At 46.4% G+C, this 15,164-nt stretch carries 12 protein-coding genes; 4 read left to right on the forward strand and 8 right to left on the reverse strand.

The window, feature by feature from the left end:
* Nucleotides 1–76: 76 nt before the first annotated feature.
* The 3 genes from rlmN to KOD92_RS12270 form a co-directional block, all read right to left on the reverse strand.
* Complete coding sequence (rlmN, locus tag KOD92_RS12260; RefSeq protein WP_215233860.1) at nucleotides 77–1,129, reverse strand: 23S rRNA (adenine(2503)-C(2))-methyltransferase RlmN; 1,053 nt, start codon at nucleotides 1,127–1,129, stop codon at nucleotides 77–79.
* 103 nt (nucleotides 1,130–1,232) lie between these two features.
* Entirely contained in the window at nucleotides 1,233–1,766 is a 534-nt protein-coding gene (locus tag KOD92_RS12265) for a CvpA family protein (protein WP_215233861.1), read from the reverse strand.
* Complete coding sequence (locus KOD92_RS12270) at nucleotides 1,763–2,212, reverse strand: GatB/YqeY domain-containing protein (RefSeq protein ID WP_215233862.1); 450 nt, start codon at nucleotides 2,210–2,212, stop codon at nucleotides 1,763–1,765. The genes KOD92_RS12265 and KOD92_RS12270 overlap by 4 nt, the downstream gene beginning before the upstream one ends.
* A gap of 254 nt (nucleotides 2,213–2,466) precedes the next feature.
* Between KOD92_RS12270 and KOD92_RS12275 the strand changes: the two genes are divergently transcribed.
* Nucleotides 2,467–3,186, forward strand: coding sequence for a pyridoxine 5'-phosphate synthase (locus KOD92_RS12275; RefSeq protein WP_215233863.1), 720 nt, complete (start codon nucleotides 2,467–2,469; stop codon nucleotides 3,184–3,186).
* 31 nt (nucleotides 3,187–3,217) lie between these two features.
* Here KOD92_RS12275 and KOD92_RS12280 read toward each other — a convergent pair whose 3' ends face one another.
* Nucleotides 3,218–4,669 carry a Gfo/Idh/MocA family protein gene (locus tag KOD92_RS12280; RefSeq protein WP_215233864.1) on the reverse strand — a complete coding sequence of 484 codons (1,452 nt, stop codon included), beginning with the start codon at nucleotides 4,667–4,669 and terminating at the stop codon, nucleotides 3,218–3,220.
* Nucleotides 4,670–4,735: 66 nt separating this feature from the next.
* Entirely contained in the window at nucleotides 4,736–5,038 is a 303-nt protein-coding gene (locus tag KOD92_RS12285; RefSeq protein ID WP_215233865.1) for an SCP2 sterol-binding domain-containing protein, read from the reverse strand.
* Between the two features lie 209 nt (nucleotides 5,039–5,247).
* Between KOD92_RS12285 and KOD92_RS12290 the strand changes: the two genes are divergently transcribed.
* The 3 genes from KOD92_RS12290 (at nucleotide 5,248) to xylA (ending at nucleotide 9,395) form a co-directional block, all read left to right on the forward strand.
* A complete protein-coding gene (locus tag KOD92_RS12290) occupies nucleotides 5,248–5,673 on the forward strand; it encodes a hypothetical protein (RefSeq protein WP_215233866.1) in 426 nt (141 codons plus the stop codon).
* A gap of 140 nt (nucleotides 5,674–5,813) precedes the next feature.
* Complete coding sequence (locus KOD92_RS12295) at nucleotides 5,814–7,931, forward strand: peptidylprolyl isomerase (protein ID WP_215233867.1); 2,118 nt, start codon at nucleotides 5,814–5,816, stop codon at nucleotides 7,929–7,931.
* Nucleotides 7,932–8,066: 135 nt separating this feature from the next.
* Complete coding sequence (gene xylA, locus KOD92_RS12300) at nucleotides 8,067–9,395, forward strand: xylose isomerase (RefSeq protein WP_215233868.1); 1,329 nt, start codon at nucleotides 8,067–8,069, stop codon at nucleotides 9,393–9,395.
* A 78-nt stretch (nucleotides 9,396–9,473) separates the two neighbouring features.
* Here the strand turns inward: xylA and KOD92_RS12305 are convergent, their stop codons facing one another.
* From KOD92_RS12305 to KOD92_RS12315, 3 genes are all read right to left on the reverse strand, one after another.
* Nucleotides 9,474–9,977 (reverse strand): hypothetical protein, encoded by a 504-nt coding sequence (locus KOD92_RS12305; protein ID WP_215233869.1) that lies wholly within the window; start codon nucleotides 9,975–9,977, stop codon nucleotides 9,474–9,476.
* Between the two features lie 163 nt (nucleotides 9,978–10,140).
* Complete coding sequence (locus KOD92_RS12310; RefSeq protein WP_215233870.1) at nucleotides 10,141–11,646, reverse strand: RagB/SusD family nutrient uptake outer membrane protein; 1,506 nt, start codon at nucleotides 11,644–11,646, stop codon at nucleotides 10,141–10,143.
* Between the two features lie 26 nt (nucleotides 11,647–11,672).
* Entirely contained in the window at nucleotides 11,673–15,158 is a 3,486-nt protein-coding gene (locus tag KOD92_RS12315) for a SusC/RagA family TonB-linked outer membrane protein (protein ID WP_215233871.1), read from the reverse strand.
* Nucleotides 15,159–15,164 lie beyond the last annotated feature (6 nt).

Raw genomic sequence — 15,164 nt, forward strand, 5'->3', positions numbered from 1 at the left:
ATAAGTTTATTTATAAACAGCACAAAGCTACTTATTCTTGAGCGATGCAATATTAACAAATTGTTAAGCCAAAGTTTTATGCTGTCTCCTTATTTGCAAGCTGGCCGCACGCCGCGTCGATATCTTTCCCACGACTTCTGCGCACGTGCACAGATACGCCACGATCATCCAGAAACCCGGCAAACTTATCTAGCTTATCCCCTTCCGTATTCTTGAAATCGGCTTCTGCAATCGGATTATATTCGATGATATTCACCCTAGCAGGAACGCGTTTGGTAAACTCCCACAACTCTTTCGCGTCCTGCAAAGTATCATTGAAATTATTGAATACGATATATTCGAAGGTAATCCTGTTGCCCGTTTTTCTGTAAAAATGGTTCAGAGCCTCCGCCAGGTTATCGAGTGAATTGGATTCATTGATCGGCATGATCTGATTTCTTTTGGCATCATTTGCCGCGTGGAGCGACAATGCAAGCCGAAAACGCACTTCGTCGTCGCCCAGCTTTTTGATCATTTTCGCAATGCCCGCAGTAGAAACGGTAATGCGTTTTGGCGACATATTCAGTCCCTCCGGCGAGGTAATGTGCTCGATGGATTTCAGAACATTTGTATAGTTCAAAAGCGGCTCGCCCATTCCCATATACACAATATTGGTAAGCGGCGCATTGAAACTTCCTTCCGCCTGGCGCGCGATCGCCACTACCTGATCGTAAATTTCGCCAGCTTCCAGGTTGCGTTTGCGGTCCATATATCCGGTTGCGCAAAATTTGCAGGTAAGCGAGCAACCAACCTGGCTGCTCACGCAGGCGGTCATTCTGTCTGTGGCAGGGATTAAAACGCCTTCTACCAGATTTCCGTCAAATAATCTGAATGCAGATTTGATCGTACCGTCATTACTCTGCTGCTGTTTTGCCACTTCCATATTATGAATGACAAAATGCTCATCCATCAACTGGCGGGTAGGAAGGGAAAGATTGGTCATTTCGGCGAATGAATGGGAGGATTTTTTCCAGATCCATTCATATATCTGCTTCGCCCTGAAAGCTTTTTCTCCGTGCTCGGCCATCCAGCCTTTCAGCTGATCGACTGTCAATTTTCGGATATCCTGCTTGTCTTGTATTCCGGTCATTGTTATTTTTTTGGGTCAAATGCGTTTTGCATTCAGCCTGTTTGAGCTGCAAAGGTACTGAAAGTCAGCAACGAAAACTTAACCCGGCGCTGATTCTGAAAGTTCAATCGGTTAGATATTCACTTTTCCACTCGCGGATCAGGTCGGTACCTGCGGGCATAATGGACAATGCTTTGGTGATCAGATTGGGCGCAATAGGTACCACCAGCGGATAAAGATAAGTATCATCCGTGCGGTGCGCCGGAATTTTCACTCCGATCATATCGACCAGCCAGAAGAAAACGCTGATCCCGAAAACCCACGTAAAAACGCCCACCATCGCGCCAGCAAAACTGTCGAAAGTACCCAGAATAGAATACCTCAGCGAGCGCCGGATCATATATCCGAATTGATTTAATAAGAATATGGTAGGAAAGAAAATCACTGAAAACCCGATATATGGCAGGATCCGCTTTGCCATACTATCGCTGAAATAGGGTGTTAATACCTCCATTCCGAGCCCTAAAAATTTAAATCCTAAAACCATAGCGACCGCAAAACCTGCTATTCCGATAATTTCGATCAGCAAACCTTTGCGGTAACCATGTAATGCACCCCACAAAAGCGGAATGAGGATGATTACATCCAGTAATTTCATGCGAGCAATCCCTTCACCAATGCAGATACTACTTTTCCGTCGGCCTGGCCAGCCAGTTCCTTGGTCGCCACGCCCATTACTTTGCCCATATCAGAAGGCGCCGAAGCTCCTATGCGGGTAATAATTTCCTGCAATTTCGCCTTCACTTCGTCCTCCGTAAGTTGTTTTGGCAGGAATTGTTCGATGACCGCTAATTCTGCCTCCTCTTTTTGCAGAAGATCCTCACGGTTTTGCGTCTTGTAAATATCGGCTGATTCACGACGTTGCTTGGCAGCTTTGGTCAGCAATTTCAGCTCGTCATCAGAAGTCAGCTCACCGCTCGCGCCGCCTTTTGTTTCTTCCAATAAAATCAAGGACTTAATAGCGCGGAGTGCACGTAAAGTATCCTGGTCCTTGGCCCGCATTGCATCTTTTATACCCGACTCGACTTGTGTTTTTAAAGACATGTTTTTAATGTTGAATGATTGAATGATTGAATGACTGAATTGCCGGGTGCCGGCGCGATGAATATTTGATTAATTGTTTATAAAACGTATTTTGAACTAGTGAACACTAAATTTGCAATCGGCGAATTTAAGAGATTCGTCCCAAATAACCCGAATCAAAGCATTCATTGCACCCGATCGCTCATTAGCGCCTTCAACAAGTATTAGCTAAATCATTCACTCATTCAATCATTCAATCATTCAATCATTAAAAAATGACTCGCCTAAGCGTTAACATCAACAAAATTGCTACCCTGCGCAATTCCCGCGGCGGTGATAATCCTAATGTACTGAAAGTGGCGCTGGATTGTGAGCGATTTGGTGCACAAGGTATTACAGTTCACCCGCGGCCCGACGAGCGGCACATTCGTTACCAGGATGTGTATGATCTGAAAGAAGTGGTTACTACTGAATTCAATATCGAGGGTAATCCTTCCGAAAAAAAATTCGTCGAGCTGGTATTGGCCAACAAGCCCGACCAGGTTACGCTCGTGCCAGACGCATTGCACGCCATTACTTCAAATGCAGGCTGGGATACCATTAATAATAAGAGTGAACTGACAGATCTGATCAGCATTTTCAAGTCTGCCGGCATTCGTGTATCTGTTTTTGTGGATCCGGATCAAAAAATGGTAGAAGGAGCTAAAATATGCGGCGCCGATCGCGTGGAGCTTTATACAGAACCTTACGCCGCAGGCTATTTTGAGAACAGACAAAAAGCAGTGTTACCATTCGTAGCAGCCGCTGAAACTGCAAGAGAAGTAGGTTTGGGCTTAAATGCCGGCCACGATCTCAGCCTGGACAATCTGCGTTTCCTCAAACAAAGTATTCCCTGGATGGACGAAGTTTCTATCGGCCACGCACTGATCTCCGACGCACTTTACCTGGGTCTTGAAAATACGATACAAATGTATTTAAGAGAGTTGGTCTTGTAATCGTCGGGCTGGCGTGCTCGACGAACGAAGGCTACCAGCCCTTTCTATATTCCCTTTTGACAAACTGATTGGCGATATCGAAATTGGTGATCTTCATATTATCCCCGTCCCAGATCAGCTTTTGCCGGCCGGGGAAAGTGAATCCTTTTCCGTCGGCCTTGGCTTCGCGGTGCAGGTAACTTCTTACTGCCAGGTTTCCCATTAAAACGATTTCAGTGAGCGGGCCCGATTGATCGAATGAAGAGCTGGTGTAAGCGCCAAATCCTTTTTTGCAAGCCTGAACAAATTGCTGCTGGTGGCCTGCGGGGCCGCCGGGTACCAGTTCACGCGGATTGATATTCAGCCGCACATTCTCAAACTGCTTCTCCGGCCATAGTCTGGGATTTTCACCAAACATTTCTGCACTTAAAATGCCTTTGGTACCAATAAACAGCATTCCGCCGTCCACACTACCAAAAACAGTTTTGTAGTCACAACCATCGGGTAACTGCGGCCTGATTCCGCCGTCGTACCAAGAAAAGCTGATTTCCTTTCCGGGCGTTTTTGAAGCGAATTTTAAATGTATCGAGGAAGAAGGCGGGCAAACGTCATCGAAAAATGCCTGGCTGAAAAAATCGGAATATACCGAGCCTACGCTGCATTCGACGGAAGTAGGGTACCCGAGCTTCATCGCGCGAAAGGGTACATCTATAAAGTGACAACCCATATCACCAAGCGCGCCGGTACCGAAATCCCAGTAACCGCGCCACCGAAAAGGCATATAAGCTTCGTGATATGGTCGTTTTGGAGCATTACCAAGCCAGAGATCCCAGTCTACTTCTTTCGGGATTGGCTGAGATTCATTTTTATCTTTTGGAGATTTTACACCCTGCGGCCAAACCGGGCGGTCGGTCCATACTTCAATTTTATAAACATCACCGATAACGCCCGATTGAACAATAGCTTCCGTTTGCCGGGTACCGTCGCTACTGCTGCCCTGGTTGCCCATTTGAGTTACTACTTTGTACTTTTTAGCGGCCTGCGTCAGGTTCCTGGCTTCCCAGATATCCTTCGTCAGCGGTTTTTCAACATACACGTGCTTTCCTAACTCAATGCAAGACATTGCGATTGGGAAGTGCATGTGATCCGGGGTTGTGATCAGGACAGCGTCGATGTTTTTGGCTTCCTTTTCCAGCATTTTCCGGTAGTCCCTGTAATAGGGCGCTTTTGGAAACTGCTTTCTGTATTTTTCGGACTGGCGGTCGTCTACATCGCAGAGCGCGACCATATTATCTGCACCATTATTATATGCAAGCCTGATATTCACATCGGCTTTGCCGCCACAGCCCACGGCGGCGATATTAAGCTTGTCACTTGGAGGAATAAATCCCTTCCCCAGCACATGGCGAGGAACGATCATAAAGCTTGCAGCCGCTATTGCGCCGGCTTTGACGAATTTTCTGCGATTAATCTCCTGTACGGACTCTGCCTGCTGATTTTCCATTTTGAAGTGCAGGTTCTTTATAAAACAAACCCGTCTCGATGAAAAGCCAGCGCTATTCCAGCCCTACTATTTACCCCCGAAAGTTTCAGCGATTTTCATAGCCACGCCCATATCCCCGTCGATTTTCAGCTTGCCCGACATTAAAGCCATCATCGCATTTAAGTCCCCATCCATGAGTTTCAATGCATTTTTAGTCGAAACCTCAAAAGTGCAATCTGCTTCCTTATCTTCATTTGAAACTGAATTCGGCACCGATTTTCCATCGACGTATACAGTACCTTCTTCGGTTACAAATTTCGCGGTCGCATTCAGTCCGCTGTCTGTGCCGAGCATATTTGTTACGCGCTCGGTAAGTGTTTGAAGGCTCATGATAATGGTTTTTGTGTTGTTGAATATTAAGTCAAACCTGAACGACAAATGTATGTTGGACGTTAAGAATATTCAAATCGGCTTTGGTGTTTTCATCTAAATCCGCAAATTTTACATGGCAGGCTAAACTGACCTGCTGATTATCTTACTCAATGAGTGCTCCCGCAATACGTCCGACTTTCCTCACTATTCTGTGTTTTCTTACCTTTATGAGTGCCGTTTCCGGTCTTTGGACACATTCCGAAAAACTATGGAGTCCTGAGATCATGGCCGACAAAACCAGGGAGACTTTCGAGACTGTGCGTGAAAGTCTGGATACTCAGAAAGCAACCGCAGATACCGAAACAATGGACAAAATGTTCGAATCCGTGATCAAACAGACCACTGCTGATTCTGTCAGGACTGCGGCGATCATTATGCTGATCTTTGAATCTCTTGCGCTTTATGCAGCCTATTTAATGTGGAACCTGAATAAGAAAGGGTACTATCTCTATCTGGCTGGCATTGCGGTCGCATTTCTAGCGCCCCTTTTCCTGATAGGTGGCTGGCTTGGAGTGATCAATGCGATGGCGGGTATCTTCCTGAGTATTTTCATGGCCGTGCTGTATGCTTTGAACCTGAAACACATGTCTTAATATCAGTATATTACCTAATCCTATCTTAACCCTAACGCGCAGCGACTCACGTTGCATTCAATTCGTGAAATTGAGAATCTAAGGTCTTGCTTTCCACGAAGAAAAGATTTTATTTTGCGCACTAATTTTGAATCGAGAAAATGGCTTTAATTAACAAGATCAGAGAGAAATCCGGGATTGCCGTGACGGTAATCGCTATCAGTTTAATTCTTTTTATGATTGGCGGCGATCTTATGGGCCCCAATTCAATGCTTGGAGGAAACAATAACCAGGTTGTAGGCGAGATAGCCGGCAAAGAAATTAACATAAAAGATTTCCAGGGCAGGGTCGATGGATTCCGCCAGAACTACGAAGCGCAATCGGGACGCAGCCTTAATGAAGGCGAGCTTGCTTCTCTGAGAGATCAGGCCTGGAACCAGTTCGTAGTGGATATTGCTTATAAAAGCCAATTCGACAAGCTGGGACTGACTGTTACAGATGACGAACTATACGATATGGTTCAGGGAAACCACATCAGCCCATCGATTCTACAAGCATTTTCGGATCCTACCACCGGAAAATTTGATAAAAATGCAGTTATCAACTATCTGAAAAATCTTAAAACGCTTCCGATCGAACAACAAAAATCGTGGGAGAATTTCGAGAAAAGCCTTCGTGAAGAACGTACCCGCAGTAAATATGAAAACCTGCTGAGACTTTCTACTTATACTCCGAAAGCACAGGCTGAGAAAGAATATGTAGCGCAAAACACGAAAGCCAACTTACGTTACCTGTACGTACCTTATTTCTCGGTTGTAGATACAACGATCAAAGTTACCGACGCGCAGCTGGAAGATTACCTCAGCGCGCACCGCAAAGAATATAAGGGAACAGATACCCGCTCGATCGAGTACGTTACTTTCCCGGTACAACCTGCAAAGGATGACAGTGCTGCACTTTATGCAGAGATCAAAGAATTGGCGAGAGGTCTTGCAGCTGCACCCAACGATTCGGCTTTTGCGAGCATGAATTCAGATATTCCGCTTCCTATCAATATGTCTTTGGCAAATATGTCAGACCAATTGAAAGAAGCAGTTAAGACTTTCGTGCCAGGTGGTGTTTACGGACCTTACCGGGAAGAAAATACTTATTATATCTACAAATACGGCGGTACCCGCTCTGATACAGTCTCATCTGCAAGAGCCAGCCACATTCTGATCCGTGCAGAAAATCAGTCGGATTCAGCAAAAGCGGCTGCCCGTGTAAGAGCCGAAGGTATTCTTGCCCAGATTAAAGCAGGAGCAAATTTCGAAGCTTTGGCTGCTACTTCCAGCGCTGATCCGGGCTCGGCCCAGCGTGGTGGTGACCTTGACTATTTCCAGAACAACGGTGCAATGGTAAAGCCATTTGAAGATGCAGTTTTCTCTGCTACCGCACCTGGTTTGATCCCAAGACTTGTAGAAAGCCAGTTCGGTTTCCACATTATCAAGGTAACAGACACAAAATCGAATACGCTGTACCGCATTGCTGCAATAGGAAAAACGATCGCGCCAAGTCAGGCAACACGTGACGAAGCTTACAGAAAAGCGGATGAATTTGTTAATTCTATTAAAACAAAAGAACAGTTTGACGCGGAGGTTAAGAAAAATAAAAACCTGATCGTAGCGACAGCAAACCGTATTCCTGAGTCTTCAACCAATATCAATGCGATCAAAAATGGTCGTGAGATTGTAAGATGGGCTTTCAAAGACGATTCTAAAATCAACTCGGTATCTCCGGTATTTGAAACAGAAGAACAATATATCGTGGCTGTTCTTACCGGCAAATCGGATGCAAAAGATGTGAAAGTGAATGATTTCCGTGATGAGCTTACTACCAAGGTACGTAACCAGATCAAAGCGGAACAAATCACAGCCAAGCTGAAAGGCGCGACCGGCGATCTGGATGCAATTGCCAAGAAATATGGTGCAGGCGCATTGGTTGAATCAGCAAATGATATTTCACTGGCCACCGGTTTCCTTACCAGCGCAGGATTTGATCCGATCGCATTGGGAAAAGCATTTGGTCTGAAAGCTGGTCAGAAATCAGACGTATTCACAGGCGAGAACGGTGTTTTCATCGTAGAACTGCTGAACAAAACAGAAGCTCCTAAAATTGCAGATTTTACACAATACAAAACGCAGCTGACCCAATCACTGGAAGGCAGAACGTCTTACCTCGTGAATGAGGCGATCCGGGATAACGCGAAAATCGAAGATAACAGAGCTAAGTTTTTCTGAGATAAATAAAAATAATATTTCACTGAGAGGAGCAGAATTCATTTCTGCTCCTCTTTTTGTTTCAGGACTGCAAAAAATTCAGAAAAAAGTAATAGTATTGCACTATCAATTGTCAATCTTACACTTATAATCACAATGAGCATCTTACTCGGAGAACAGGAGTACTTTAAAGGAGTCGGGAAAATCGCTTTTGAAGGACCCGAAACAGATAACCCGTTGGCATATCGCTGGTACGATGAAAACCGTATCATCGGCGGCAAAAGCATGAAAGATCACTTGCGGTTCGCGGTTGCTTACTGGCATACATTCTGCGGATCAGGCTTGGATCCTTTCGGCGGACCTACTCTTTTTTACCCATGGGATAAAAAAGCAGACGCAGTTGACCGTGCGAAAGATAAAGCAGATGCAGCATTTGAATTAATCACCAAGTTGGGACTACCCTACTATTGCTTCCACGATGTGGACGTAGTGGATTATGACGACGATGTAAAAACGAACGAAAAGCGCCTGCAAACCCTGACTGAATACCTGGGTCAGAAACAAAAGGAATCTGGTGTAAAACTGCTTTGGGGAACAGCTAACCTGTTCGGTCACCACCGTTACATGAATGGCGCCTCCACAAACCCTGACTTTGCTGTGGTAACACACGCAGGTGCACAGGTGAAAATGGCGCTGGATGCGACGATCGCTCTGGGCGGAGAAAACTATGTATTCTGGGGAGGCCGTGAGGGATATATGACCCTTTTGAATACGGATATGAAGAGAGAGCAGGAGCACTTTGCGCAAATGCTTAAAATGTCGGTAGCGTATGCTCGTGCGAATGGTTTCAAAGGTAAGTTCTTTATCGAGCCAAAACCCTGCGAGCCTACCAAGCACCAATATGATTACGATGCAGCGACTGTGATCGGCTTCCTTCGCCACCACGATCTGTTGAACGATTTCGCATTAAACCTGGAAGTAAACCACGCTACATTGGCGGGACATACTTTCGAGCATGAATTGCAAGTGGCAGCAGACGCCGGTATCCTGGGATCAATCGACGCCAACCGCGGTGATTACCAAAATGGCTGGGACACCGACCAATTCCCGAACGATCTGGCAGAATGGACAAAAGCATTGCTTGTGATCCTGAAAGCAGGTGGCTTGCAGGGCGGCGGTATCAACTTTGACGCGAAACGTCGCCGTAACTCAACTGATATGGAGGATGTATTCCACGCACATATCGGCGGTATCGACACGGTGGCAAGAGCACTTGTTGTGGCTGACAAAATCATTCAGAACGGCGAATACGACAAGATCCGTACGAACAGATATGCAAGTTTCGACGGTGGAAAAGGTGCTGAATTTGAAAACGGTGCATTGAAACTGGAAGATCTTTTTGATCTGGCGGCAACAAACGGTGAACCGGCGATTATCTCCGGCAGACAGGAATACCTTGAAAACCTGATCAACAAGTTTATCTAAGCTGATCAGCAAATACATTATCCCATAAAAAATGGCCGGCGCATTGCCGGCCATTTTTGCTATTTGAAGATTTAGAATTTAGTCTTGCTGACTTAACTCCTTATCAATTGCAACCACACGTTGCTGTACTTCTTTCTGTACGGTTTCCAGTCGCTTATCCTCCATCGGTTTTTGCAATTCCAGAATATTGGCTTGCAGCAGATCGCGCTCTTTGGTGAATTTATCCCTTCTTTCCGTCAATCGCTTTTTAGAATTATCATTGGCCGATTGAAGTTTCTCGTCCAGCTTTTTAATACGATCCTGAATTGTCGTTTCACGTTCTTTGAGTGAAGTGAGGTATTCCTGCTGCTTTTCATTGAGCTTCGCATTTGCATCCAGCAATTCCTCTTTCGCCTTCGACATTTCTTCTTTGCTGGTATCATTGGATACTACCTCAGAGGTCTTTTCAGCCGCTTCCAGTGCCTCTTCCTCTGCATTCGCAAGTTCTTTTCTATCCTTATCTGCACCTGAATTACAGCTGAATGTCATCGAAGCCATTAAAATCATGGTCCCAGCGACCCATACGCTCATTGTCTTTTTCATATCTGTTGATGAATTTATTGGTTGAAAATTTAAACACCACTAAATTTTAATGCCAACGCGGTCTCTTAAATGAACAAACCCCTGAAAAGTTTCCAGGGGTTTGGCTATCAGATAATGAAACACCTACGTCAGGCGGCACCTTAATTGCCAATTTTTTCAAGCATTAATATCCTTCGTTTTGTTTCAAATTCGTATTGTTCCTCATTTCCGAAGTAGGTATCGGGAATAGCAGTTCACGCGCGGTAACTGTCGGTCCGTAAGAGAATTTGTGCCCTACATAGTTGTCAAATTTTTTGGTAGTCACATTGAATGCTTTTCGCAGACGTACCATATCAAACCAGGTTATATTCTCAAAACAAAGCTCATACCAGCGTTCCCGCCAGATCGCCTCGCGAAGTCCGTCCTTTGTCAGGCCGGCCAATGCAGGCAGTTCCGCCCGCGTGCGGACCGCATTTAAAGATTCATAAACCTTTACAGAAGGCCCGGTGGCTTCGTTCGCTGCCTCGGCATAAGTGAGCAACACATCGGCATACCTGATCACCGGCCAGTTCAGGTCACTGTTGGCAGTGCTTGTCTGTGCTGTAACATCAAAATGTTTGTAAATAAAATTCCCACCCAGATCTACCACTTTGTTCCTGTCGGCTTCATCTGTGAATTTGGTATAGAAAAACTGCTTTTCCTTCGCTCTCAAATCCGCCGAATCGTACGATTTTACAAAATCCGCAGTAGAATAAATCCCGCCGGTTTCATCCGAATACTGGGAGATATTCTTGTTGTAAGGAATGATAGACACCTGCCAGCCAGAAGGTAGTATCTGGGTTTTGAACTGGATCATGAAGATATTTTCCTCCACATTCTTTTTTGCAGGATTATGCAGATCGTTGTAGGTAGTAAACAACCTGAACTGTTTTGAATCGATCACCTCTTCCGCTTTTTTGGCTGCCAGCTCGTAATATGCAGCTCCTTTTTGCAGCGGGTAACCGGCCATTGTCAGGTAAACCTGAGCTAGCAACGATTTGATCGCTCCCATAGAAACCTTTCCGGAAGGATCTGCCCAGGGTAAGCCCGATGCTTCGGCGGCTTTCAGATCTGCCACAATATAATTGTAAACTTCTTCCACTGTCGCCTGAGAAGGTTTCAGTTGCGGCGATTGCAGGTTCACAGATTCCGTCACAAGGGGAATATTTCCGAACATCCGCACCAGGTTGAAATAATAAAATGCCCTCAGAAATTGCGCCTCGCCGACCAGCTTCGCCGCCTCTGCCGCATTCATAGCAGGAATACCCGGGATTTTTTCAATGGACAAATTTGCATTCGCAATCCCGCGGTAATAGGCTGCCCAGTACGTCTGGCCGTAACCATTATCCGATGTATTACGCAGATCTTTGACAAAATAGCTGTTTACAGCCTGCCCAAGGTCGGTATTTGCGAGGCCGGTTGCGAACTCTGTCATCATCCAGGCTCCTCCTCCAAACCCGCTGCCGAGCGGCTCCCGCAAACTTGCATAAATCGCATTGACCGCACTTCTGCCGTGGGCCGGCTGCGTAAAGTAGCTGTCCGTCGTGAAGTTGCTCGGGTCTGTCTCTTCCAGAAAATCGTTGCAACCTGTGGCGAAAAATATGCTCACCACTGTCGCGAGCAATCCTATTTTATTTGATATTCGATTCATATTGCTTCTGAATAAGAGTCCGTATTTTATAAACCAATGTTTAATCCCAGCATAAATACACGCGGCTTGGGATAATCATACAATCCCAAACCCTGGTCGAAAGGAGAGCCGGAATTGGAAACTTCGGGATCATAACCTTTGTATTTGGTGGCTACGAAGAAGTTTTGAACAGATACATAAGCTCTCAGCCTGTCCAGTTTCAGTTTCGATACAAGTTCAGGTGAAAATGAATAGGCGAGCAGCAGGTTGCGGCCCCTGATAAAGGAAGCATCTGTTACTTTATGGCTATCATTATTGGTATCATATCCAGCATTGATCGGCCTCACCTGGGCAATAGGCGTATTCTGGTTGGTTTCTGTCCAGGCATTCAAAACCGTTTTGTAGCTGTTTGCAATACCTTGTCTGTCTTCCGCCGAGTGAATACTTCTGTCAAGCACATCGTTTCCGTACATGTATTGCAGGTCAACTGTCAGCGACCAGGCTTTGTACTGGAATGTATTCAGGAATGTTCCAAATCCGTCCGGGATACCTTTTCCGATAATAGTGCGGTCGTTATCATTGATCGTTCCGTCATTGTTCAGATCCTGGTATTTCACATCGCCCGGCAGCTCGTTGTATTTTTTAGCCAGCTCAGCCTCTGCGGTTGAATACGTTCCCTGATGCACCCGGCCAAAAAATGAACCCACCGGCTCTCCTACCCTGATCACCGTAGCACCCGAGAAAATGTCGCTGCCGCCGGATAATGCGAGTACCTTATTTTTATTTACCGAAATATTAAAGGTTGTATTCCAGGAGAAATCACCGAGTTTGATATTGGTGGAATTCACCGCAAACTCCAAACCTTTATTTTCCATACTTCCGATATTCGTATAAATGCTGCTGTAACCGCTGCTCAAAGGAAGTGGCGCGTCCAATAGCATTTCATTGACTTTCCGACGGTAAAGATCCAGCTCGAAACTCAGTCTGTTAGAGAACAAACCCAGCTCTATACCCAGATCGACCTGCTGCGTTTTCTCCCATTGTAAATTCGAATTCGACATCCGGCTGATACCCGTACCGATATTCCGCTCGCCACTGAAAATAACGCTGTAATCGATCACATTGGCAATATTGTTGGTCATCCCAGCCAAAGCACGATAAGCAGGAATTTCGGAGTTACCAGTCGCTCCGTAGCTGGCGCGTATTTTCAGGTTTGATATGGTCGTACTTGTTTTCAGGAATTCTTCTTCCGAAACTCTCCACGCAACCGCAGCCGACGGGAAAAACGCATACCTGTTGGCTGCCCCGAATTTGGACGAACCATCAATACGACCCGTGAATGTAACAAGGTACTTATCGAGCAGACTGTAATTCAAACGCGCGAAATACGAGTTCAGACCGTAAGCAGATGCATTGGAACTTGGGGCAAGTGCAGTAGCGCCGGCACCCAGGTTATTGAACTGAAAGTAGGTATCTGTGAAATTCTGACTTCTCGCCAGATTCTCAAAACGATCCACATGCTGCCATGATAACCCCAGCATTGCATTCACAGAATGTATTTTACCAAAGTCCTTTACATAGGTCAGGTAATTCTCAAACTGCCAGGAATTGAACCGCCTGTTATTCACAGAAGCATCGCCATTGTTGGAAATGTATTGCAGCCCGGCGGCGGCAAAATAATCCTCCCGCTGGTTGATCACATTCGTTCCGATCGTAGAACGCAGATCGAGCCCGGGAGCCAGACTGATCGTCGCGTACATATTGCCGAGCATCGTCTGGGTACGCAGGTAAGAAAGTCGCTCCGCACCTACACGCAACGGGCTGTCGCCGCCTTCCATTCCCGGATAATCGCGGTTACTTGCCCAGCGGCCGTCAGGATATTTGACAGGAATAATAGGCAAAGCTTCCAAAACCTGGCGCATTGCCGTAATACCGCCGCCGCCAAGCTGATCGATCTGCTTTTCATTTTGGTCCGTGTAACCCAGGGTACCGCCAACTTTCAGCCAGCTTTTAATCTGACTATCAAATACAAACCGGCCTGCAAATCGCTTCTGCCACGATTCCCGCACAATACCGTTTTCATTCCGGTAGTTCAGGAATGCACCATAGCTTCCTTTTTCACTTCCACCCGTCATGCCGAGCTGGTGATTTTGGGTAAAAGCTTTTTGAAATGCTTCATCCTGCCAGTCAGTATCGTACAGCGGATTCCCATTCGAATCGAACAACAGCGGATTGGTGCGTTTCTTTTTCGGATCGGTGTATTTAGTACCGGTTGCCCAGCCTACCGGATCGTATTTTGCTGCATTGGTATAAGCCAGTTCTTCCACTGCCAGGAATTCCCTCGAATTCAAAACCGGCAGTTTCTTAGGTGCTACACCGATACTGAAATCGGAATCGTAAGTAATTTTGCCGCCTCCGGAAGTCCCGCGTTTTGTGGTTACCAGAATAACCCCGTTCGCGCCCCTCGCTCCGTAAATAGCCGTTGAAGAAGCATCTTTCAATACTTCGATCGAAGCAATATCATTCGGGTTAAGGTAATCGATCGGTGTACTTCCGTTGGCCAGGTCCACTGCATTCAGGATCACACCGTCGATCACATATAGCGGATTATTTGAAACGCTGATCGAGCTCGCGCCACGGATCCGGATATTCGCGCGCCCACCCGGCCGGCCCGAATTGGACGATACGTTCACTCCCGCAATGCGGCCGGAAAGTCCCTGGTTTAGTGAAGAAGCCGGACGCTCCTGCAACACCTCGCCCTTGATCGTACCTACTGCGCCGGTCAGGTCAGACTTTTTAACAGTACCGTAACCAACGACCACGATCTCGTCCAGAGAATTCTCGTCCGGTACCAGCGCCACATTAAAGTCGGACTGGTTCCCGACTGCAACTTCCTGAGATTTAAATCCCACAAAACTGAATACAAGCACATTAGAGCCGCCGTCGGGTATCTCCAATGTAAATTCGCCACTTCCGCCTGTGGATGTTCCGCGCTGCGTTCCTTTCAATACTACGCTCACGCCAGGCAAGCCCGCACCCGATTCGTCAGCTACTTTTCCTTTGATAGTCCGGTCAACCGCAGCCTGCTGTCCCGTGCCCGGCGCATCAAGATTTTCCGATCTCACCGACTGGTCGGGCAAGCCGGCCGATTCCTTTTTTTCTGACTTATCCTGAGAATCCTTTGCTCTGGCATCAATGATCACAAAAGTACTTTTCCGCGTTTTCTTGAATTTAAGACCGTGCTGGCCCAAAACCTGTTCGAGGTTTTTTTCAAGTGTCTGGGTCAGGTCAATATCGCCGGAAGGAACCTTCACCGAGCCAACGAGCCGATCTTCAAACACGATTTCAACTCCATAATGCTTTTGCATTTCTAGGAGGACATTTTTCAATTTCATCTCTTGCCCGAAACCGGTATGCTGCCGGGTAGGAACAGATGCAAATGCAATTACCTGGGACCGGGCATCGTGCGAGACCTGCGTCATCAAGACAAGTCCTATCGCCACCCATTGCTTAGCTGATAGCATTACATTCATAATAAA

The sequence above is a fragment of the Dyadobacter linearis genome (assembly GCF_907165045.1).
In the GTDB taxonomy this organism is placed as follows: domain Bacteria; phylum Bacteroidota; class Bacteroidia; order Cytophagales; family Spirosomataceae; genus Dyadobacter; species Dyadobacter linearis.